Raw genomic sequence first — 21,542 nt, forward strand, 5'->3', positions numbered from 1 at the left:
AGTAAGGGGGACTTAAAATATGGGTGAAGTCATCGTAGTCACTTCCGGTAAAGGAGGGGTTGGCAAAACCACCACCACCGCCAATATCGGGACGGGACTGGCTTCTCTGGGTAAAAAGGTATGCCTGGTGGACGCTGATATCGGATTACGCAATCTTGATGTGGTCCTTGGATTAGAGAACAGGATTGTTTATGATATTGTTGATGTTACCAGCGGGGTATGCCGTACCCGTCAAGCTTTAATCAAAGATAAAAAGTTTGAGGGACTCCATTTGCTTCCGGCAGCCCAGACCAAAGATAAAACCGCTGTGAACCCGGAACAAATGAAAGAGTTGTGCGAGGAACTGAAGAAAGAATTTGATTTTGTAATCATCGACTGTCCCGCAGGAATTGAGCAAGGCTTTAAGAATGCTATTGCGGGAGCGGATAAAGCCATTGTGGTAACCACGCCGGAGGTTTCCGCCGTGCGGGATGCCGACCGGATTATCGGTCTGCTGGAAGCGGCGGAAATCAGAGAACCAAAGCTAATTATCAACCGGCTTCGTCCTAAAATGGTTCGACATGGCGATATGATGAGCATTGACGATATGATTGAAATTTTAGCCATCGATTTGTTGGGTGTGGTGCCGGAGGACGAGCAGGTGGTCATCACCACCAACAAAGGGGAGACCGTGGTCAAGGATGATAAATCGCAAAGCGGCCAGGCTTACCGCAATATTACCCGCCGGATTTTGGGTGAGTCTGTACCCTTGTTAAACCTGGAGGATAACGGTGGTTTTTTCAATGCTTTGAGGAAAATGATTGGACTCAAGTAGAAAGGGGGGTACCGGGGTGCTGGACTTCTTAAACAGGATTTTTGGCCGGGAATCAGCCAGCAGCAAGAATGTAGCAAAGGAAAGATTAAGACTGGTTTTGGTACACGACCGGGCCAATGTTTCACCTGAGTTACTTACGTCCCTTAAAAATGACTTAATCAAGGTTATCTCGAATTACCTGGATATCGATGAAAAGTCCTTGGAAGTAACCTTGGACAGCAATGACAATCAGGTGGCCCTGGTGGCCAACATCCCTGTTAAGAGGGTAAAAAGAACCAAAAGTTTGGCCTAGGAGGTGCTTTGCACCTTCTTTTTGTTCGCTGGTTCTCTTTAAAACCTTTCCTGATCCCCCCCTTTTGTTTTGTCCTTCAATATTATATAATCTATAGGTTAAGATATTGAAAAGGGGGTGCTGCCATGGTGGATAGACGCTTTGTAAAAAACCTTGACTACACCTTGATTATTGCTGTTTTTTTGATTCTCTGTTTCAGTTTGGCGATTATCAGCAGTGCAACCCTGGTCAGCAGTCCCAGGGATTTCAGAGAACACCAGGAAACCTTAAGTGAAGATGCATCGGGAATTGACGGCCAAGTGGCTGAGCAGCCCATTGGTGTTTCTATTTTGAAATATTCAAAGGTTTTTTTCAGTGACCTGGTGAAAAAGCAAATCTTTATTATTTTTCTGGGCGTGCTGGTGCTGATCATTCTCCTTTCCATGCCCTATGAAGATTTGCGACGGCACCGAAAAGCCATTTATCTATTGAATTTAATTTTACTGTTAATTGTTTTATCTCCCATCGGCCATTCCGCCAAAGGGGCTACCCGCTGGATTAATGTAGGACTTCCTTTTTTATTGCAGCCCTCTGAATTTGCTAAAGTTGCCATTACTATAACCTTTGCTGATTTCCTGGCCAAAAGGGAAGGGAAATTAAATAGCCTAAAAGAATTAATACCTTGTTTTTTGCATATTGGTATTCCCATGCTTTTAATTTTAAAGCAGCCGGATCTGGGAACCTCCTTGATCTTTGTTGCTATCACCTTTGGCATGCTTTTTGTGGCCGGGGCAAATCCCAAGCTGCTGGCAGGGCTCTTTGTGGGGGGCTGGAGTACGGCCATTGCCTGGGTGTGGATGCATTTTAAATTTGGTTTATGGATTCCTTTGCAAGACTATCAATTGGACCGGCTCCTGGTATTTCTTGACCCCTGGAAAGAATGGCACGGGTCAGGATATCATATCGTTCAGTCCCAAATTGCCATTGGCTCCGGAGGATTGACCGGCAAGGGCCTTTATAACGGCAGCCAGAACCAGTTAAATTTCCTGCCTGAACAGCATACGGATTTTATCTTTTCGGTGGTTGGCGAGGAGCTGGGATTCATTGGTGTCACCCTGCTGCTGTTCTTATTTTTAATTGTTTTATTCCGGGCCATACGAATTGCTTCCCAGGCCAAGGATTTATTCGGAGCCTTACTGGCCACCGGAGTGGCGTCCATGTTAACCTTCCATATTTTAATTAATGTTGGCATGGTTTCCGGAATTATGCCTGTAACCGGTGTTCCGCTGCCCTTCTTCAGCTATGGCGGCAGCAGTATGCTGGCCAATATGATCGCCACATCCATGCTACTCAATGTCTACATGCGAAGACAAAAGATCCTGTTTTAATGGGGGTTCTTGGGGGTCCGGTTATCGACTTTAAAAAAATCGTCTTTAGGGGTTGTTGCAAAAGAACCGGGGAAGGTTTCTGATGCGCAGCCCCTTATTTAATAAAAAGGAATAGAACGCGGATTTAACGGATTATACGGATTTGCGCGGATTTTATTTAAAATTATTAAATCCGTGTGAATCCGCGTTCTATTAATTAGCCTATTATTCGTTGGTTTCTCTGCCTGTTCTTGGCCTCGCTTTTAAAAAGTAGTTTTGCAACATTCCTTTTTGATCCCATTCTTTTTAACCCATGGCTGAAAACCAACAGCCGGACCCCAAAGAAATACCCTGTTAGCACAGGGGCTTGTCATATTTGTCCTACCCGGTAAATATACTGTACTAGCCCTGGAGGCGGAAACAGTAGAAATACCCTGGGAGGAGATCGAGATGAAAATTGGTCGATTTAATTTTAATTTCTTTAAGAAAAAGAACAAGGAACCTCTAAACAGTTATTATGCGTCCGAAGACTGGAACAACGCCTATTATTCCAATAGCCGCTGGAAAAGAAAAAAACCCAAAGCAGGCGGCTGGAAGACCTTCTACCGAATTGGCATTGCCCTGGGGATCTTTGCCATTTTGCTGGCCATGAAAGAATCCACACATCCTTGGAGTGTACAGGCCAAAGAGGGTTTAAGGGTAGCCCTGACTACCGATTGGGATGTAACACCGGTCTTTGACCGGGTGGTGCAGGTCGGCTTAAAAACCGTCAATATGGATTGGCCTATGTTTGAGGAACTGGCAGGTCCGGTAGTCCCTGCGGTTACGGAGAGGCAAAGCAATGCTTCCTGGGCTGTGCCGGTATCCGGTCAACTGGTGCAGGAGTTCGGCTGGGTAAAAAGTCCGGAGGATAATCTGGAGCGCTTCAACCCGGGAATTGATATTGCAGCGGAAGCAGGAACTCCCGTCAAGGCGGTACAGCCGGGAAGGGTTAGCCGTATTGGACATGACCGGACCTATGGTGAGTTTGTACTGATTGAGCACCGCAAGGGAGAGTATGCTCTTTATGCAGGTTTGACGGATATCACCGTGCAGGAAGAACACCAAATCCAGGCCGGCCAGGAGCTTGGAAAAGTGGTGGAGCCGGAGCAGGGTCAACCGGTTCTGCACTTTGAGGTGCGCGAAAACGATAAATTAATTGATCCTCTAAAGAAAATTAATCTTACTCCGGAGATCATCAAGGAAAAGACAACCCCGGGCGAAAAGGAAAGTACCAATAAAGGTACGGAGATCACCAAACCATGAAGGTAGGCCGGTTTCAGGACATTGAAATCCATTTTAACCTGTTGTTTCTGCTACTGTTAGGATTGTATTTTGTGGCAGGGGTTCTGGAAAAAGGTCTGATTATTTTTGCCCTGGTTCTTTTTCATGAACTGGCCCATACTTTGGTTGCGAGAATCATGGAGGTTCGGGTCAGTGATATTGAACTGCTGCCCTTTGGGGGAGTGGCCAGAGTTGGTTATGAAATTAGCGCGGAGCCACACAGAGAAATTGCCGTGGCTCTGGCGGGGCCGGTTTCCAATCTCCTTTTGATCGGCATGGCCCTGGGGTTAAAAAATTACGGCCTATGGTCGGAGGAATATGGCCCGTTTTTTGTGCAAACCAATTTATTACTGGCGACCTTTAATTTATTACCGGCCCTTCCCCTGGATGGAGGCAGAATCCTGCGTTCACTGCTGGCCATTCACATCGGGGTTTCCCGGGCAACCTTGGTGGCGGCAAGGATGGGACAAGTTATTGCGGTGGCCGTGGCCTGTTTAGGGGTAATTGGCTTTGCAAACCGGCTTTCCGGACTGGATGTAGTCATTATTGCTTTGTTTGTGTTTTACTCGGCCTCCAAGGAGAAAGGTTTGGTACCCTATCTGTTTGTGCAGCACCTGGCCCAAAAAAAGGAAGAGTTATCCAGGAACGGCGTTTTACCTGCAGAACAGTTGGTGGCCAAAGAGGATGTGCCGATCAAAGAAATTGTAAAGCTTTTTGTGCCGCAAAAATATCATTTGATTTTGCTCCTGAACGATAAGATGGAATACCTCGGACAGTTGAGCGAAGCCCAGGTGGTGGACGCTCTTTTCGCCTACGGCATGAATTATCCCCTGGGAAAATTGATTCATCCTACTAAATAATTTGGCAGAATGACAGGGATCCTGTTGAACGGGTCCCTTTCTTTTTTGCAGGATTTAGTCTTTGGTATGTAGAAAGATGGCTAAGGAATATTTTTCCGCAGGGATTTTGGCAATAATATAGATAAGTGTTCTTTTATGGGCAAATAATGGAGGCAGAAGAATGCATAGATTGGATAAAGTATTGGCCCGGGTTCAAAAACCCAGCCGTTATGCCGGTGGCGAATGGAACGCGATAAAAAAAGACTGGGACCAGATGGATGTTAAACTGGCTTTTGCTTTCCCGGATGTTTACGAAGTGGGCATGTCTCATCTGGGTCTGCAAATTCTTTACCATGTGGTCAACAGCCGGGAGGATGCGCTGCTGGAAAGGGTTTTTGCGCCCTGGACCGACATGGAAAAGGAACTGCGCCAGGAAAAGCTGCTTTTATTCAGCCTGGAGTCTCAGCGTCCCCTTATAGATTTTGATATTGTGGGATTTACCCTGCAATATGAAATGAGTTTTAGCAATATCCTAAATATGATGGATCTGGCGGGTCTGCCGGTTCGCTCAATGCATCGGGACGCCAGCATGCCTCTAGTTATTGCCGGTGGTCCCTGTGCCTTTAACCCGGAACCTCTGGCCGACTTTATTGATCTTTTTGTCATTGGTGAAGGAGAAGAAGTGATCCATGAATTGCTGGACACTTTTAAAGTGCTGAAAGCAAAGGGAATGGCTCGGGATGAAATGCTGCTGCAAATGGCACGCAAGATTCCGGGGATTTATGTACCCTCCCTTTACCGGGTAAATTATCAAGAAGACGGAAAAATTGACTCGGTGCTCCCTGTGAAGGAGGGTGTGCCGGCAAAAATTGAGAAGAGGATTGTCCGGGATTTCGATCAAGTGGCCTTTCCCACCAGCCCCATTGTTCCATCCATGGGCGTGGTTCACGACCGGATCATGCTGGAGGTGCTGCGAGGCTGCACCCGGGGCTGCCGGTTTTGTCAGGCCGGGGTTCTTTACCGGCCGGTAAGGGAGAAGAAACCTGAGACCCTGATGGGGCAGGTAGAAAAGATGATTCGCAGTACCGGCCATGATGAGATCTCCCTTACGTCCCTGAGTACAGCCGATTACACCGGGGTGGCGCCGCTGGTTAAAAACCTCCTGGATGCCTATGGCGAGCAGGGAGTTAATGTATCTCTGCCTTCCTTGAGATTAGACGCTTTTTCCATTGATCTGGCCAAAGAGGTGCAAAAGGTACGCAAAAGCGGTTTAACCTTTGCTCCCGAAGCGGGTACCCAACGCCTCCGGGATGTCATTAACAAAAATGTAACTGAACAGAACTTGATTGATGCGGTCACCTCTGCCTTTCAAAACGGTTGGTCTTCGGTTAAGCTGTATTTTATGATTGGTTTGCCTACGGAAACCTACGAAGATCTGGACGGGATTGCCGCCATGGCCCGTAAGGTGGTTGAGATTGGCTACCAGTGCGGCGTTCCCAGAGGGCGTCTGAAGGTGACCGTCAGTACCTCCTCTTTTGTCGCCAAATCCCACACAGCCTTTCAGTGGGAGCCTCAGGATACCCTGAAGGAACTGCGGGATAAGCAGAGATATTTAAAGGAAAAATTAAAGGATAAACGAATCTCTTACAACTGGCACGATCCCGAAACCAGTTTTCTGGAAGCGGTCTTTGCCAAAGGAGACCGCCGCCTGGGAGCGGTACTGGAAACCGCCTGGGCCAAAGGGGCCCGTTTTGACGGCTGGTCTGAACAGTTTCGCTATCCTCTCTGGCTGGAAGCTTTTGAACAGGAAAATTTGGATCCCCAATGGTACGCCTACCGGGAAATCAGCTATGAGGAGGTTTTACCCTGGGATCATATCGAGGCCGGGGTTAGCAAAAAGTTCTTAATCCGGGAACATAAAAAAGCTTTAGCACAGCAGCCCACCATCGATTGTCGCAGTGGACGTTGCACCGGCTGCGGGCTTTGCCCTGCGCTGGAGATTAAACCAAGCATACTGGGAGGTGCGGACATTGCCCCGCTACAGGGTGAAATATAGTAAAGAGGGCCCGGCCCGCTACAGTTCCCATTTAGATATGGTCCGGGCCTTTGACCGTTCTACCAGGAGAGCCGGCCTGCCGGTGGCTTTTTCCGAAGGATTCAACCCCCATCCCAAATTTAGTTTTGCCTCCCCTCTGCCTGTGGGGATTGGAGGCGGGGATGAATATATGGATATGGAACTTACCCGGGCCATAGCGCCCGAGGAATTGGCTGAGCGCTTAGAGGCCAATATGCAGGAGGGTTACCGGGTGATTGCCGTAAAGGAAATTCCCCAAGGCAGCCCTGCTTTGATGTCCCTCATTTCCAGGGCAGCTTACCGAGCCACCGCCCCTTTGCCTTTGGATTATGCTCAGGCGGAATTATCATCCGCAGTTCAGAATATTTTAAATTTTAAAGAAATCATGGTTACCAGAGAAATAAAAGGGAGAAGAAAAGAAATTGATATTCGTCCCGGTCTTTTTTCACTAACAGGTAGAATAAAAGAACATATACTGGAAATAAATATGGAATTGCTAATTGGCAGTTCAGGCAATGTTCGTCCTACGGAGATTTTATGGGAAATGTCCCGCAGCGGGGGAATCCCCCTGCTTCCGGAAGATTTTCGAGTCCAGCGAACCGCCCTGTACGCCAATGGTCCCTCCGGTCCTGTCTCCCTTTGGGAGGTCTGAGGACCAGGGTAGGAGAGGAATGTCATTTATGTTAAAAGAAATTGTAATTAACGTACGGGAAGAGGAAACCCGAGTGGCTGTCTTGGAGGATAAGATCCCGGTGGAGGTTTACATAGAGCGGTCGCCCAATCAGCGCTTGGTGGGCAACATTTTTAAGGGCCGTGTGGAGAATGTTCTGCCGGGCATGCAGGCTGCCTTTGTTGACATCGGTCTGGAAAAAAACGCCTTTCTCTATGTGGAAGACGCTCAACCCACCCGGAACCCCGAAGGGGGAAACAACCCCGGAATAACGGTAAATATCGGCGACATCCTTAAACAGGATCAAGAGATTATTGTGCAAATCGTCAAGGAACCCATTGGTACCAAAGGTCCTAGAGTCACCACCCATATTACCCTGCCCGGAAGGTATCTGGTGCTGATGCCCACGGTGGATTATATCGGCATATCCCGGCGCATCGAGTCGGAGAAGGAACGGGAAAGATTAAAGGATTTGGCCAACCGGATCAAGCCGGAAGGAATGGGAGCCATTGTACGCACGGTGGCGGAAAGTGTCAGCGAGGAAGAATTCCGGCAGGATATTTTATTACTGAGCAAACTCTGGCGCAAGATTCAAAGCAAAGCCTCCAACAGTCCGGCACCCAATTTGCTGCACCGGGACCTGGAATTGATCCAACGGATATTGCGGGATGTTTTCAGTGAAGATGTTGACCGTCTGACCCTGGATTCCCGAAGTGAATACGATAAAGTTTTAGAGATTTTAGATATTAGCGACCCGAAATTAAAGTTAAAGGTTTTTTTGGATGAACGGGAGAATATTTTTGAGGATTATGGAATTTCCGTTGAATTGGAAAAGGCTTTAAAAAGAAAGGTTTGGCTTAAATGCGGGGCTTATCTGGTGATTGATCAGGCCGAAGCCCTTACGGCTGTGGATGTGAATACCGGGAAATTTGTGGGCAGTACCAATCTGGAAGATACGGTTTTAAAAACCAACCTGGAAGCCGCAGTGGAGATTGCCAGGCAGCTCAGGCTGAGAAATCTTGGCGGCATTATTATCGTTGATTTTATTGATATGGCTGAGGAAGAACACCGGAATTTGGTGCTGGCAACCCTGGAAGAAGAAATTAAAAAGGATAAAACCAAAACCAACATCCTGGGCATTACTCAACTGGGTCTGGTGGAAATGACCCGTAAAAAGGTACGGCCTTCCCTGTCGGAGGTACTGCAAAAACACTGTCCCTACTGTGAAGGGCGGGGCAAGGTGCTGTCCGAAGAAACGGTCAGCATTCATTTAAAGACCCAGATCTGCCAGATGGCGAAACAAACTATCGCCGATACCATTCTGGTGGAAGCCAATCCCATTGTGGCCTCCAGGTTAATCGGCGCCGGCGGAACCAATCTAAGGGAACTGGAACAAAAAACAGGGAAAAATTTATACATCCGGGGTTCAGCAACCCACCATTTGGAGGAGGTAAGCATCAAACCCCTGTCGGACTCCGATGAGATCGTTTCTCAAACGCTGCCGGTAAAGGCCGGAGAAGTGATTGAAGTGAAGGTGGAGGAAACGCACATATCCAATACCCATGACGGCATCGCCAGACTGGACGGCTTTATTATTGATGTGGAAGGCGGGGGCGGTTTGATTGGCGAGGTGGTTTCGGTGGAAGTGGTAAAGGTTCACCGGACCTACGCCAAAGCCAGACTGGTTTGATAGGAAGCCCGGGAACCATCCTATAGGGCGACGGTAATTTGTTGACAAATATGCCAATTGTGATAAAATATTGAGATGTAGGTGTCTTTTTGCCTGCATACCGCTCAGCAAAGGTTTCTAAATCCGTAAACGGTACCTTCATGGCGAGTCCTAAAGATGGGGAGGTGTAGGTTTGTACGCAGTAGTTGTGACTGGTGGGAAACAGTACAAGGTTCAGGAAGGCGACACCCTGTACATTGAGAAACTGAACGCAGAGCCAGGTCAAAAGGTTGAATTAACCGAAGTTCTTCTGGTTGAGAAGGACGGCCAGGTGAAAGTTGGCACTCCGAAGGTGGAAGGGGCAAAGATTGTCCTGGATGTTGTCCGTCACGGAAAAGGCCAGAAAATTATTGTTTTTAAATATAAACCCAAGAAAAATTACCGCCGTAAGAAAGGCCATCGTCAGCCTTTTACCCAGGTGGTTGTTGAAAAGATTGAAGCTTAATTTTCCGATATTTTTCACCATTAGGAGGTGGGATTTGTATGGCTCATAAGAAAGGGGTGGGGAGTTCACGGAACGGTCGGGACTCCCAGGCCAAACGGCTCGGCGTAAAAGAAGGTGACGGCAAGTTTGTTTCTGCCGGCAGTATCCTTGTTAGACAACGGGGTACCAAGATTTATCCGGGTGATAATGTGGGTCGCGGCGGGGATGATACATTGTTCGCCATGGCCGACGGTGTGGTTAAATTTGAACGTAAAGGCCGGGATAAAAAGCAGGTTAGCATTGTTGTACCGGAAATCGCCGCTCAGTAAATTAAGAAAGCGATTTTCACTCGTCTTTCCCGCAGCAAAGCAAAAAACAGGCGGAATCCTTCTTCATTGCCTTTACTTTCATACTTAATTTTATCTTGATGAAGGTATAGAATAAAAGAACCAGTCCTGCAATTTGGGGCTGGTTTTTCGTTTTAACGGGGGCAGGAAAATTCATCCAAGCCGGCGAATACCTGGCTATCTGGATTGAAAGGAAGAGGCCATATGGAAATGAAGGGACTTTTGGAAGTAATTCAAGTACAAAGGCATGATTTCTTAAACCATTTACAGGTGATTTCCGGCCTGCTCCAACTGAATAAGGGCGAAAGGGTCAGGGATTATATCAAACAGGTTTGTGTGGAATACGAGAAATTAAGCAGGATTACTCGTTTAAAATCTACGGAAGTAAAAGCCGTTTTATTAATTGCCTGTAACGAGGCGGCTAAATATCAGGTGGAGCTTGTTTTTGACATTGATACAGACCTGAAGTCCCTGGAAGCTCCCGGTGAGGTGGTTGGCAATGCCCTGGAACACTGTATCAACCATGCCGTCAAATTTCTGTCTCCGCCGCAAGTTACCGACCGCAGGATAAAATTAAGCATTAGTGAAGGAGACAAGAAAATCACCATCAAGCTGGGTTTTCCGGGAGTTCCGGTGGAAGTGGTCCAGGAAGCCAAGAAACAAATGGAATTATCACGCTATCTGGAACCCCATGGCAGCATTAAGCTGGCCGTAACGGAGAAGGATGCGGAAATATATATGATTTTTCCAAAAACAAAGGCTTAGGATAAGTAAATGAGTAAATAATAGTATTGGGTGATATCAACATGTTTTATGACAGAGCCAAAATTTATGTTAAAGGCGGCGATGGCGGCAACGGTTGCATTGCCATGCGCCGGGAAAAATATGTACCCTTTGGGGGACCCTGGGGCGGTGACGGCGGCCGTGGAGGAGATGTTTTGTTTAAAGCCGACGAGGGCTTAAATACCCTGGTGGATTTTCGTTATAAAAAGCATTTTAAGGCGGACCGGGGACAGCACGGGATGGGGCGCAACATGAACGGCGCCGCAGGGGATGACCTGATCGTCCGGGTCCCAACGGGAACCATTATCCGGGAGGCGGAAACCGGACGGATCATTGCCGATCTGGTGGAAGACGGCCAGGAGATTCGCATTGCCAAGGGAGGCCGCGGAGGCCGCGGCAATGTTCGTTTTGCATCGGGTGTGAATAAAGCACCCCGAATTGCCGAAAAAGGAGAACCTGGAGAGGAATTCTGGGTTGAACTGGAATTAAAGTTGATTGCGGACGTCGGTTTGATCGGCTTTCCCAATGCCGGTAAATCCACCTTTATTTCTATGGTATCCGCCGCCAAGCCCAAAGTGGCCGACTATCCCTTTACAACCCTGGCACCCAACCTGGGAGTTGTGTCTGTTGGCCTGGATCATAGTTTTGTACTGGCGGATATCCCCGGTCTCATTGAAGGTGCCTCCCAGGGAGTGGGCCTGGGACATGAATTCTTAAGGCATACCGAGCGAACCCGACTGCTGGTGCATGTGGTGGATACTGCCGGAACCGAAGGCCGGGACCCCGTTGAGGACATCAAAATTATTAACCGGGAACTGGAACTTTACGATTCTAAACTAGCCCAAAGGCCTCAGATTATTGCTGCCAATAAAATGGACATTAAGCCCCAGGCCGAGGAAAATCTGGCCCGTCTTAAGGAAGAATTTGGGGATCAGTATGAAATCTATCCCATCTCTTCGGCCATCAACCAAGGGCTGGATGTGATCATTCGCCGGGTTGCCCAATTGCTGGAACAAATTCCTAAACAAGAGCCGGTGCAGCCGGATGTGGATGAAAGGCTCACGGTCTTTTCTCCTGAGGAACGTTATAAGGTGCAAAGGGATTATGACGGAAACTGGCGGATTACCGGCAAGGAAATTGAGCGTCATGTGGCCATGACCTATCTGGAAGAAGAGGAATCAGTGGAACGTTTACAACGTATTATGAGAGTGATGGGACTGGAACGGGAATTGGTTGACTCCGGGGTCAAGGAAGGAGATATTGTCCGCATTGGGAACTGGGAATTTGAGTGGACGCAATAACCAGACCGGAGAAACCGTCATTCCACTGCCGGAGCTGACTGAAGCGGTATTTCTGGAAAGAAAAAACCGTTTTGCGGGACTGGTGGAAGTAGCAGGGAGGCCCTATTACGCTCATGTTCCGAGTTCCGGTAGAATGAGGGAACTGCTTTTCCCGGGCAATCCCGTTTACATCACGCCCATGCCTCCGGGCAAACGGACACAATACCGCATCCATCTTGCCCGTTGTGGAGAAACGCTGGTTTCCGTGGATTCACTGCTGCCGAACCGGCTGATGTACAAGGTTCTGGCCGGTGGAGTCATGGAGGAATTTGCAGGCTATGAGGAAATAAAAAAAGAAGTGGCTTATGGGCAAAGCCGTTTTGATCTCTATCTTAGAGGGAATCCCGGAAGGTGCTTAATTGAGATAAAATCCGTTACCCTGGTGGAGGATGGCACGGCCAAATTTCCGGACGCTCCTTCCCAGCGAGGAGCCAAACATCTTCTGGAGTTGGCCCAGGCCGTTAAGGAAGATTACCGGGCAGCAGTCATCTTTGTGGTCCAGCGGGACGATGCCCGGATCTTTTCTCCTAACCTGGCCGCAGACCCGCACTTTACCCGATGCCTCCATCAGGCCGTCTCACAAGGAGTTGAAGTTTATGCTCTGTACAGCGAGGTAACCACCAACATCGTTCGCTTAAAAGGGCATCTATCTATTCAGCTAGGGTAATATTTCAAAGGGGGAATCCGTGTGAAAGAAGACGTCAAGTACAATGACTATCTTAAAGAGGTCCTGGAACAATTACCGAAAGGAGCCTTTTTAACCGTAAAGGATGGGGACAAATTAAACACCATGACCATCGGCTGGGGAACCATCGGCTTTATCTGGCAAAAGCCGGTTTTTATGATCATGGTCCGACAATCCAGACATACCTACCAAATTTTGGAAAATGCCAGGGAATTTACCGTAAGTATACCGGTAAAAAGGGATCTCAAAAAAGAATTGGCCTTCTGTGGAACCAAATCGGGACGGGATATCGACAAGTTTAAAGAATGCAACCTTACCCCGGAGCGGGGAAAGGTGGTAGAGACCCCCATTATTGGCGAATGCGATTTGCATTATGAGTGCAAAATAATTTACCAGCAGTCCATGGAACCGGCTTTAGCAGCCCCAAATATCAAAAAACTGGCTTATCCCAAAGGGGATTATCATGGAATGTATTATGGTGAAATCGTGGCCTGCTATCTCAAAGAGTAGAGGACAAAGATCGAACCGAGTCCGAAAAAAGGACTCGGTTCTTTGCTGCAGCAAGGGCCTCCGCCAAACTTTTGGCAGCGGCCCTTGGAATTTTAAACGCTACGCGAACCGGGATCCGTACCCGCTTTCTCCTGGTGAACTTGGTTATCGCTTCAGGAATCATTTCCGCAATTTTTTCAAGAGTCCCTTTTTGGCTCAGGGAATAAACCTTGGCTTCCCCCTCCTGAATTACAATCAAAGCGCCGGCATTGATCTTTGCCCCGGCTCCGCTGCCTTTCCCAGCGCCTTTGTTCGGCTCGTTTCCTTCGCCCCCGCCAACGCCCCCTCGCCGTCTTCTATTATCCATTACACCAATTTTTTATAGAATATTTTATTAATTTATCCACTCTAAAAGAAAAAGAGATTGGGAAAATTTTCATTCCCAATCTCTATCTATATTGGAGCGGCCTAGCATAGACTATTGATTAACGACCTGTTCAAGGTTTTTTTGCTCAGCGATATACCGGTCAAACCAATGATATAACTGGTCAGCTAGTTGATATTTAAATTGTTCCTTCCAATCATGTTCAAGATTATCTAACGAACCGGCAAGGATGCTTTGCAATAAGTCACCGGAAGATTTAGCCGTATCAAGGGCCATGGCAGCGGTTACTTTGTTAACCAGCAGCGGATTGATCAAACTTCCTTTGGGCATAAAGGAAGAGGTTACGCCGGAAAGAGTTTTGAAAGTGAGCCGGTGCATGGTTTTTTCAACTTGTTTGCAAAGTTGGACGGTTCTTCTCTGTTCTTTTAAAATCTCTGTAAAGAAATCAAAGGAGATGTTTAGATCAGGGCTTGTCAGTTTAATATGCGGAAGCCATTTGTTTTGTAGAGAAATAATATCCAGGTTGATATGTTCTTCAAGATCTTTTACCAGTTCGGCAACTTCGGTTTTGTGCAAAAAGAAACTGGCAAATCCCTTGTTAAAATCAAATTTTTCTTCTTTAAGCAGTTTTTCAATGAAAAGGGGCATACTTTTCTTCATATTCTTAAAATATATTTTAAGAGACCAGTCGATAGTTCGTTGACCGGCTTCAATCAGAGCAGTGAAATCCTGTTCATAGTCATACTCTGTTCTGTTCCAAAAGGTATCACGGTTTATCATACTATAATTACCTCCACCGTGGTTTATGATAATGATTATCATTATTATAAACTAGATTTGCTCTTTGGTCAATCCCGGAAGAAAAAGAAATTGCCGTAGAGATTTTAATCTTTCTACTGTATTGTACAAAAACTTTTTTAAAGATCTGTTAAGGATAAATTAAATTTACATCCTGTAAAAAAACACCTTTCCCCTTTTACGAAGAAAGGCGTTTTTTTAGATTTTTCTTTTTGTAGGTGATTAAACCGGTGGAATTAATCACCACCGCCAGTGTACTGGCGTTATGAAGTAAGGCTGCGGCAAAGGGAGAAATAATCTTTAACGTGCCCAGGGTGATGCCCAGGGCGTTGGCTCCGATGGCAAAAGCGAAATTCTGGTGAATCACCTGCAAGGTGCGCCGGCTCAATTGGATTAACTGTGCTACTTTCGCCGGGTCATCCCCGGACAGGACTACATCGGCGGATTCCACGGCCACATCGGTGCCTTTGACACCCATGGCGATGCCGATATCCGCAGCCGCCAGGGCCGGAGAGTCATTAATGCCCTCGCCCACCATGGCCACCACCAGACCCTTGCGCTGCTTCTCCTGAACTACCTTCACCTTATCTTCGGGCAGCATGTTCGACCATACACTGGTTAGTCCCAGACCCTGACCCACCGATTGAGCACAGTGGAAGTTGTCGCCGCTGATTAAGCCGATGTCTTTTACACCGGTTGCTTTCAGCTTTTGTATGGCATATTTACTCTGCTTACGCAGGGTATCCCGCACCCCGATTAACCCCAGGAGCTTTTGCTCCCGGACCACAAAAATAATGGATTCGCCCCGGCCGCTCATATTTTTGGCAAAGTGTTCACCCCGGCTGATATCAATTTGTTCTTCTGCCATTAAGCGGTCATTGCCCACCAGGATCTGCTGGCCGTTTAGATTAAACTTTAAACCCTTGCCAATGATCAGTTCTTTATCCTGATAGGCGGGGATTTCTTCTTTTATTTGCCGGGCTTTTTCAATAACAGCCTGGGCCAGGGGATGGTTTGTATGCATTTCGCCGGCTGCCGCAATGGCAACAATTTGTTCCGGAGTGTAATGGTCATCCAGGGAAGCGTAAGTACTTACTTCCGGGCAACCCTCCGTAAGGGTACCGGTCTTGTCAAAAAGAACGGTGTCCAGCCTGCCTGCCGCTTCTAAATAACATCCTCCCTTAATTAAGATGCCTCTGCTGGCCGCATTTCCCATAGCGGCGCTGATGGCGGTAGGAGTGGCAAGACCTGCGGCACAGGGACAAGCCACAATAAGGATGGTCATGGTACGGTGGATATCCCTGGTAACCAGGAAAACCAGAGAAGCCAGTAATAAGGAAAGCGGGACAATTTTATAAGAATAAGCATCCGCCAGATTCTGGATGGAAGCCTTTTTGTTGCCGGCCTCTTCCACCAGGTGAATAATTCTGGCCAACGCCGTTTTGTCTCCAACCTTTTCCGCGTAAATATGGATGGAACCCTGCTCAACCACCGTGCCGGCATAGACAAAATCTCCCTGATTTTTGTGTGCCGGCAGGGACTCGCCGGTAATGGGCGCCTGGTTTACCGCCGCAGTACCGGAAAGAACCTTGCCATCCACCGGGATTTTTCCGCCCGGGTGAACCACAACAATATCGCCGGGATTTAGACGATCTACCGGAACGGCTACCTGGGTATCGTCAACCAGCAGCCAGGCCTGCTCATTTTTACTGGTAAGCAGTTTCCGGATGGCTCTGCGGGAGCGGTCCAGGGTATAAGACTGTAGTAATTCACTAAGATTAATCAGCCAGACCACCACCAGTGCGGTGATCCCTTCCCCCATCATCAGTGCTACCAAGGTGGCAACACTGATTAAAAGGTCGTTGTTTAGCCTTTTTTCTTGCACAATGCCTTTAATCCCGCTGCGCATAATGGGATAGGCGGCCAACAAGGTAGCTGCGGAACAGAAATTAAATCCCCTTCCACCGTGTCCATGTCCCTTTTTACCCAAGAATTTACGCAGGGTGAGTACCGACAAAACAAGGGCTCCCAGAGTCACCTGGGCCACCTGTAAAGGAATGGGCAGTTCATCAGGGGCCATTGTTTTAACCGGCACTTTTTTTTCATCGCCGGGGGCCAACGAGGCCTGACCACCGCAGAAGGCTGCTGCGGCCTCCGATCGTTGGCCGGCAGCCTGATTTAAATAGTTTCCTGTAATAAAAAGCAAAGAGCGAGGAGAAAAACTCCGGGGGCGGTAGTGTATAAGCACGGAACCGGTAAGCGGATTTGCTTTGCTACTATGTATTTCCGGTAAAAGGGTTAAAAAGCTTTCCAACTGCCGGCACAATCCTTTTCTATTTCTCAGCAGGGGCACTGCTAGCCGAACTCTTCCCGGGAGATGATGTTTAATAAATAGATAAGCCATTACCGTCCTCCTATATGGGAAAAACCTCGCATATTAGAGTTGGGAATTTGCCAGAATTTTATGCAAATAACGCCGCATATTTCTTTACAGGAGATTTACGATATTTTTCTGATAAAAAATGATAAAGAAGAGAAAAATAGCGTTTAGCATCCTTGCGAGAGGAGATGAAGAATGAGCGTTAAAGTCGTTCATTCCCTGCCTGGCCGAATAAGAATAGATCTGCCTGAATTGAAGAAAAATCCTTCTTTGAGCGCAGTCATAACCCGAGTGACAAAGCAACTGCCGGGAATTCGGGAGGTACACGCCAATCCTTTGACCGGTAGGGTGATGGTAGTGTATGCTCAGGACCGGCTTGCTCCGGGAGTTCTTCTGAAGTTTCTAAATAAAATTACTTCCAGGACCAAGGGAAAAGAACCAAGAGGATTAAGAGAGGAGGAACGAGTAGCCCGGAAACCGATAGAACCGGAGGATTTACCCATCCGCAGGCAATGGTTGAATGTGGCTTTGGGAGGCGGTGTGCTGGCTTATCTGGGACTGAAACATTCCTTGTACGGTAGAACCGCCCTGGCTCAAAATGCACACATTTTTAATGTGGCCGCAGTGACCGCCATTATTTCCGGATACCCTGTCCTGCGCAGCGGATTTCAGGGATTGGCCAAGGGAAAAATCAATCATGATTTACTGATCAGTGGTCTGGCTCTAGGAACCATTTTGCTGCGGGAAAGCGTACCGGGATTACTGGTGCTAACCCTGGCCAACCTGACGGCTTTGGGGCAATCTCTGGTGTTCAGGAATTACCGCAAAATGCTGCCCCAGTTACCCGGGGCACGGCCTGAAACAAGGGAAACTTCTTTAAAATGGGATGAGGCCGGCCAGGAGTATGGTCGCAAGGTGATGCTGCCCACCCTGGGAATGGCTTCCCTGGCAGGACTCACCGGCGGCAAAGGGGGATTTCAACGGTCCCTGGCCATGCTGCTGGCAGCCAACCCGTCTCCCGCCGGAATATCTGCTGCCACGGCAGTGACAACGGTGATGGCCAAAGGAAGTAAAAAGGGAATCTTTTTCCGGGAACCACGCACACTGGAACGGCTCTGCGGAGTGGATACGGTTATCTTTTCCGGAACAGAAATATTCAACAACGCGATGACCTACTGCCTGGGAGATCTTTTTCCGACGTCCGACAGCAGTAAGGAGCAACTGAAAGCTCTCATAGGGCGGGCCGCTGCAGAGAATAGAGACCCTTTCAGCCTGCTGTTAAAGAGAGTCCGAAACATTCATTATAAAGCAAGAAACCCAGGTTCCAAGAGCGGGACGGTTTTGGTGGGGGACGAGGAGACCTTCGTCAAGGAAGGCATTGAAATTAGGGAGGCTGCTTATAAGGCAAAACGGATGCAGCATTTGTCCCAGATGCCCCTGTATGTGGCTTTTCAAGGTAAGCTGGTAGGGGTCGTCGGCATTCAACAAAGTCAAGCCTCTGGGCTCCGCCAAATGATTCGCGAACTGCGGGCCTTGGGTATGCCTCATATTGGTTTATTTGTGAAACCGGAACATGCGGTGCTAAAACAGACGGTCAGGGAATTAGGGCTGACCCATATCTGGTGCCCGTCCTCCCCTGGGGAAAAGCTTGAAATCATCAGAAAATTAAGCCAACAGGGGCGTAAAGTAGCTGTAGTTATGGACGGTGATGAAGAGCCGAAATTATCCGAGGAGGCCCTTCTAAGCATTTGCCTTAGCCAAGGTCTGAGTCCGGTGGGGGCAGATGTGCTAATGTCCGATCTGCCGTTGTTACCGGAGGCTTTCCGCTTGGCCTTAAGGGCGGAACAGAGGGCCAAGCAAAACCTGGCCCTGGTTCGGGCGGCCAATGCGGTGGGGATGACCCTGGGGGCCATGGGCTGGCTCTCTCCCATGAGCGCCAATGTTTATAATAATTTGACTTCCATCGCGGTGGGCGCCAATTCTCTGCGCTTGTTATCCGGACGTAAAAACCGGCGGAGAATGGATGATTCGGTATATTCAGGCACCAAGGGGGAAATTGCCGCCGCCCTGGCAGCCGAAGAAGGACAAGCCTTGGCTAAAGAAAATCATCTGCAGCCCTATCAGTGCAGCAATTGGCACAGTTTGTCCGTAGAAGAAATTTTACATAAACTGAAAACGGATTTGGTCGAGGGTTTAACCGGGCATGAAGTTCGCAGGCGAATCGCCCAATTTGGTTTTAATAAAATGCAGGAGGAAAACCCTTCGGGTTTCTGGCAAAAACTTTGGGGTCAGTTTAAGGATTTTTTGGTCAAAACCCTGGTGGCTTCTGCCGGAGTGTGCGCGCTGCTGGGTGAATTCGGCGACGCCCTGGCGATCACCAGCATTCTGGTCATTAATGCCGTACTGGGTGTACTGCAGGAACAAAAAGCCGAAGGAGCGCTGCGTGCTTTAAATAAAATGACCGCTCCTACAGCCAGAGTAAAAAGAAATGGTAAAATTCTGCGGGTGTCTGCCGGTGAACTGGTGCCCGGGGACGTTGTTTTACTGGAACAGGGAGATGGCGTTCCCGCCGATTTGCGTCTGATAGAAGCCCATGGACTGGAAGTGGAGGAATCCGCCTTAACCGGAGAGGCTTATCCGGTTGTCAAAAAAGCCAGCCGGATGGCGGACTGCATTCCCCTGTTAGACTGTGAGAATCTAGTTTTTATGGGCACCAATATAACCCGGGGAAAAGCAACCGGTCTGGTGATTGCCACGGGGATGTCTACCGAAATCGGAAAAATTGCCGGCATGTTAAATCAGCAGGAACAGGAACTCACTCCTTTACAAAACCGGATGGCCCAGGTGGGCGGAGTTATTCTGAAATACTGTCTGACGGTCAGCGGTTTGGTGGTGCTGGCGGGAATCCTCCGGGGAGGCTCCCTTTTTAAAATGTTTTTAACCGGAGTCAGTCTAGCAGTTGCGGCCATACCGGAAGGGCTGCCGGCAGTGGTGACCATTGCCCTGGCCTCCGGTGTACGGAGAATGGCCAGGGAAAATGCCATTGTGCGTCGACTGCCCGCCGTGGAAACCCTGGGCAGCGCTACCCTTATCTGTACAGACAAAACCGGGACCTTAACACAAAACCGTCAGCAAATTCAAGCAGCCTATACCGGCGGTCAGTGGTGGCAGGCCCAAATGGATCAACCGATGCTTAAACCCCTTGGGAGTGAGGGGAACCCGGAGGATCTTAGAGCGCTGTTGACAGCGGGAATATTATGCAATGACGCCAATCTGCTCTGGAACCGTCCTGGATCGGCCAAAGAAAAATCCCACTGGCGGGTGGACGGAGATCCCACCGAAGGAGCACTGTTGCTGGCGGCCGTACACCAGGAGATCAATTATAAAGAATTAAGAGAGAAATGGCGTCGCATCCGGGAAATGCCCTTTGACGCGGAAAGGTTGAGGATGACCGCCCTTTGCCGGGAAGAAAAGCATGGAACCGTGGCCTTTATCAAAGGGGCTCCGGAAATGATCATTCAGCGCTGTACCCAGATGCAAAGGAACGGCGGGGTAGCGCCTCTGACCCTGAAAGAACGGGCCGAAGTCATGGAGGCCAACGAGAAGATGACCGGAGAGGCTATGCGGGTTTTGGCCATGGCCTACAAACCCCTGCCTCAGCCGGAACTGGAGGACCCGGAGGAGGATCTAGTTTTACTTGGACTGGTAGGAATGGTTGATCCACCGCGGCCAGGAGTTAAGGAAGCGGTGGCCACCTGTCACCGGGCAGGGATTAAAGTGGCTATGATCACCGGGGACCACCCTCATACCGCCCTGGCCATTGCCAGGATGGTGGGGATTACCGATAATTCTCGAGTACTGACCGGAAGCGAGATGGACCGGCTTAACGATTATGAGTTGACGGCGACCATTCGGGACATCCGGGTTTTTGCCAGAGTATTGCCCGGACAAAAACTTCGTTTGGTGAAGGCCTTCCGGAGTCAGGGAGAAATCCTGGCCATGGTGGGAGACGGCATTAATGATGCCCCGGCGGTAAAAGAAGGAGATATCGGAGTGGCCATGGGAAAATCGGGAACCGATGTAACCAAGCAGGCTGCCGATATTGTTTTAGCCGATGATAATTTTACTACCCTGGTGTCTGCGGTGGAACAGGGACGGGGAATCTACGGCAATATTCGCCGTTCTGTCCGTTATCTGCTGGCTACCAACGTCGGTCTGGTATTGATTGTTTTTCTGGCGGTGCTTTTGGGTCTGGAAATGCCGCTGCTTCCCATCCAACTGCTCTTTCTGAATGTACTGGGGGACGGTCTGCCGGCTCTGGCCCTGGGAGTGGAACCGCCAACCCCGCGGCTGATGAAGCAACCGCCCAGGTCAACCCAAAAAGGCTTTTTTGACAACGGGTTGGGCCGGCAAATCTTCACCCGGGGTGTTGCCACCGGGCTGGTGGGTTTGGAAACCTATCACCGGGTTTTAAAACAGGGGGATTTAGGACGGGCACGGACGGTGCTGCTGGCTTCTTTTATCACCAGTAAATTGTTGTTTTCCCTGGAATGCAGTGAGCGGAGCCGAAAAGAGAAATACAGCCGGTATCTGCTGGGTTCCCTCGCTTTATCTGCGGTGCTGCTGGCCGGGGCTCTCTATTTGCCGGTGGGAAGGAGAATCTTCAAAACTTCCTCCCTGGGTCCGGCGGATTTAATCACCGTGTTCGGAGCTTCCGGTGTAACCTATATTTTTGATAAGTTTTTGACAGCCTCTTGGCAAAGCAGAAGGCTTAGACAAACCAAAAAGAACATTCATCCGCTGCCCATTTCTTAGGGGCAGCGG

18 protein-coding genes are annotated in these 21,542 nt (G+C 48.8%); 15 read left to right on the forward strand and 3 right to left on the reverse strand.

Annotation, left to right across the window (positions count from 1 at the left end):
• The first annotated feature begins 19 nt into the window (after nt 1-19).
• The 14 genes from minD to DESRU_RS05290 all read left to right on the forward strand — a co-directional run bounded on the left by minD (nt 20) and on the right by DESRU_RS05290 (nt 13,176).
• Nucleotides 20-814 (forward strand): septum site-determining protein MinD, encoded by a 795-nt coding sequence (gene minD, locus DESRU_RS05225; RefSeq protein WP_013841070.1) that lies wholly within the window; start codon nt 20-22, stop codon nt 812-814.
• Between the two features lie 16 nt (nt 815-830).
• Complete coding sequence (gene minE / locus DESRU_RS05230; protein ID WP_013841071.1) at nt 831-1,106, forward strand: cell division topological specificity factor MinE; 276 nt, start codon at nt 831-833, stop codon at nt 1,104-1,106.
• A gap of 125 nt (nt 1,107-1,231) precedes the next feature.
• Nucleotides 1,232-2,473: a rod shape-determining protein RodA gene (rodA, locus tag DESRU_RS05235; RefSeq protein ID WP_013841072.1), complete on the forward strand. Its 1,242-nt coding sequence runs from the start codon at nt 1,232-1,234 to the stop codon at nt 2,471-2,473.
• A gap of 429 nt (nt 2,474-2,902) precedes the next feature.
• Entirely contained in the window at nt 2,903-3,757 is an 855-nt protein-coding gene (locus DESRU_RS05240; RefSeq protein WP_013841073.1) for a M23 family metallopeptidase, read from the forward strand.
• Nucleotides 3,754-4,635, forward strand: a complete 882-nt coding sequence (locus tag DESRU_RS05245; RefSeq protein WP_013841074.1) for a M50 family metallopeptidase — start codon at nt 3,754-3,756, stop codon at nt 4,633-4,635. Before DESRU_RS05240 ends, DESRU_RS05245 begins: the two co-directional genes overlap by 4 nt.
• A 160-nt stretch (nt 4,636-4,795) precedes the next feature.
• Nucleotides 4,796-6,670 carry a TIGR03960 family B12-binding radical SAM protein gene (locus tag DESRU_RS05250; RefSeq protein ID WP_013841075.1) on the forward strand — a complete coding sequence of 625 codons (1,875 nt, stop codon included), beginning with the start codon at nt 4,796-4,798 and terminating at the stop codon, nt 6,668-6,670.
• Nucleotides 6,636-7,340 carry a TIGR03936 family radical SAM-associated protein gene (locus tag DESRU_RS05255; RefSeq protein ID WP_238446367.1) on the forward strand — a complete coding sequence of 235 codons (705 nt, stop codon included), beginning with the start codon at nt 6,636-6,638 and terminating at the stop codon, nt 7,338-7,340. Before DESRU_RS05250 ends, DESRU_RS05255 begins: the two co-directional genes overlap by 35 nt.
• 28 nt (nt 7,341-7,368) lie before the next feature.
• Entirely contained in the window at nt 7,369-9,048 is a 1,680-nt protein-coding gene (locus DESRU_RS05260) for an Rne/Rng family ribonuclease (RefSeq protein WP_013841077.1), read from the forward strand.
• Between the two features lie 172 nt (nt 9,049-9,220).
• Nucleotides 9,221-9,532, forward strand: a complete 312-nt coding sequence (gene rplU / locus DESRU_RS05265) for a 50S ribosomal protein L21 (RefSeq protein ID WP_013841078.1) — start codon at nt 9,221-9,223, stop codon at nt 9,530-9,532.
• Between the two features lie 38 nt (nt 9,533-9,570).
• Complete coding sequence (gene rpmA / locus DESRU_RS05270; RefSeq protein ID WP_013841079.1) at nt 9,571-9,840, forward strand: 50S ribosomal protein L27; 270 nt, start codon at nt 9,571-9,573, stop codon at nt 9,838-9,840.
• Between the two features lie 222 nt (nt 9,841-10,062).
• Complete coding sequence (locus tag DESRU_RS05275; protein ID WP_041275311.1) at nt 10,063-10,623, forward strand: sensor histidine kinase; 561 nt, start codon at nt 10,063-10,065, stop codon at nt 10,621-10,623.
• A gap of 41 nt (nt 10,624-10,664) precedes the next feature.
• A complete protein-coding gene (gene obgE, locus DESRU_RS05280; RefSeq protein WP_041275312.1) occupies nt 10,665-11,942 on the forward strand; it encodes a GTPase ObgE in 1,278 nt (425 codons plus the stop codon).
• Nucleotides 11,926-12,648, forward strand: coding sequence for a DNA/RNA nuclease SfsA (gene sfsA, locus DESRU_RS05285; RefSeq protein ID WP_049786738.1), 723 nt, complete (start codon nt 11,926-11,928; stop codon nt 12,646-12,648). Before obgE ends, sfsA begins: the two co-directional genes overlap by 17 nt.
• A gap of 21 nt (nt 12,649-12,669) precedes the next feature.
• Nucleotides 12,670-13,176 carry a flavin reductase family protein gene (locus tag DESRU_RS05290; RefSeq protein ID WP_013841083.1) on the forward strand — a complete coding sequence of 169 codons (507 nt, stop codon included), beginning with the start codon at nt 12,670-12,672 and terminating at the stop codon, nt 13,174-13,176.
• Here DESRU_RS05290 and DESRU_RS19770 read toward each other — a convergent pair.
• From DESRU_RS19770 to DESRU_RS05305, 3 genes are all read right to left on the reverse strand, one after another.
• A complete protein-coding gene (locus DESRU_RS19770; protein WP_013841084.1) occupies nt 13,166-13,522 on the reverse strand; it encodes a GerW family sporulation protein in 357 nt (118 codons plus the stop codon). The two genes, DESRU_RS05290 and DESRU_RS19770, sit on opposite strands and share 11 nt — an antisense overlap.
• Nucleotides 13,523-13,633: 111 nt before the next feature.
• The gene (locus DESRU_RS05300; protein WP_013841085.1) at nt 13,634-14,320 is read right to left on the reverse strand and encodes a hypothetical protein; all 687 of its coding nucleotides are present in this window, start codon (nt 14,318-14,320) and stop codon (nt 13,634-13,636) included.
• Between the two features lie 196 nt (nt 14,321-14,516).
• On the reverse strand, nt 14,517-16,742 hold the full coding sequence (locus DESRU_RS05305; protein WP_013841086.1) for a heavy metal translocating P-type ATPase: 2,226 nt from the start codon (nt 16,740-16,742) through the stop codon (nt 14,517-14,519).
• Nucleotides 16,743-16,913: 171 nt separating this feature from the next.
• On the opposite strand from DESRU_RS05305, the gene DESRU_RS19775 reads away from it, so the two are divergent.
• Nucleotides 16,914-21,533, forward strand: coding sequence for an HAD-IC family P-type ATPase (locus DESRU_RS19775; RefSeq protein WP_013841087.1), 4,620 nt, complete (start codon nt 16,914-16,916; stop codon nt 21,531-21,533).
• Nucleotides 21,534-21,542 lie beyond the last annotated feature (9 nt).

This window comes from Desulforamulus ruminis DSM 2154, from assembly GCF_000215085.1.
Classification (GTDB): domain Bacteria; phylum Bacillota; class Desulfotomaculia; order Desulfotomaculales; family Desulfotomaculaceae; genus Desulfotomaculum; species Desulfotomaculum ruminis.

What these genes read in the sequence shown, in the direction of transcription:
- DESRU_RS05245 (WP_013841074.1), top strand. Translation starts at nt 3,754, where the DNA reads ATGAAGGTAGGCCGGTTTCAGGACATTGAAATCCATTTTAACCTGTTG.
- DESRU_RS05300 (WP_013841085.1), bottom strand. Translation starts at nt 14,320, where the DNA reads ATGATAAACCGTGATACCTTTTGGAACAGAACAGAGTATGACTATGAA.
- rpmA (WP_013841079.1), top strand. Translation starts at nt 9,571, where the DNA reads ATGGCTCATAAGAAAGGGGTGGGGAGTTCACGGAACGGTCGGGACTCC.
- DESRU_RS05305 (WP_013841086.1), bottom strand. Translation starts at nt 16,742, where the DNA reads ATGGCTTATCTATTTATTAAACATCATCTCCCGGGAAGAGTTCGGCTA.
- rodA (WP_013841072.1), top strand. Translation starts at nt 1,232, where the DNA reads ATGGTGGATAGACGCTTTGTAAAAAACCTTGACTACACCTTGATTATT.
- DESRU_RS05275 (WP_041275311.1), top strand. Translation starts at nt 10,063, where the DNA reads ATGGAAATGAAGGGACTTTTGGAAGTAATTCAAGTACAAAGGCATGAT.
- DESRU_RS19770 (WP_013841084.1), bottom strand. Translation starts at nt 13,522, where the DNA reads ATGGATAATAGAAGACGGCGAGGGGGCGTTGGCGGGGGCGAAGGAAAC.
- DESRU_RS05260 (WP_013841077.1), top strand. Translation starts at nt 7,369, where the DNA reads ATGTTAAAAGAAATTGTAATTAACGTACGGGAAGAGGAAACCCGAGTG.
- minD (WP_013841070.1), top strand. Translation starts at nt 20, where the DNA reads ATGGGTGAAGTCATCGTAGTCACTTCCGGTAAAGGAGGGGTTGGCAAA.
- DESRU_RS05240 (WP_013841073.1), top strand. Translation starts at nt 2,903, where the DNA reads ATGAAAATTGGTCGATTTAATTTTAATTTCTTTAAGAAAAAGAACAAG.
- obgE (WP_041275312.1), top strand. Translation starts at nt 10,665, where the DNA reads ATGTTTTATGACAGAGCCAAAATTTATGTTAAAGGCGGCGATGGCGGC.
- DESRU_RS05250 (WP_013841075.1), top strand. Translation starts at nt 4,796, where the DNA reads ATGCATAGATTGGATAAAGTATTGGCCCGGGTTCAAAAACCCAGCCGT.
- DESRU_RS19775 (WP_013841087.1), top strand. Translation starts at nt 16,914, where the DNA reads ATGAGCGTTAAAGTCGTTCATTCCCTGCCTGGCCGAATAAGAATAGAT.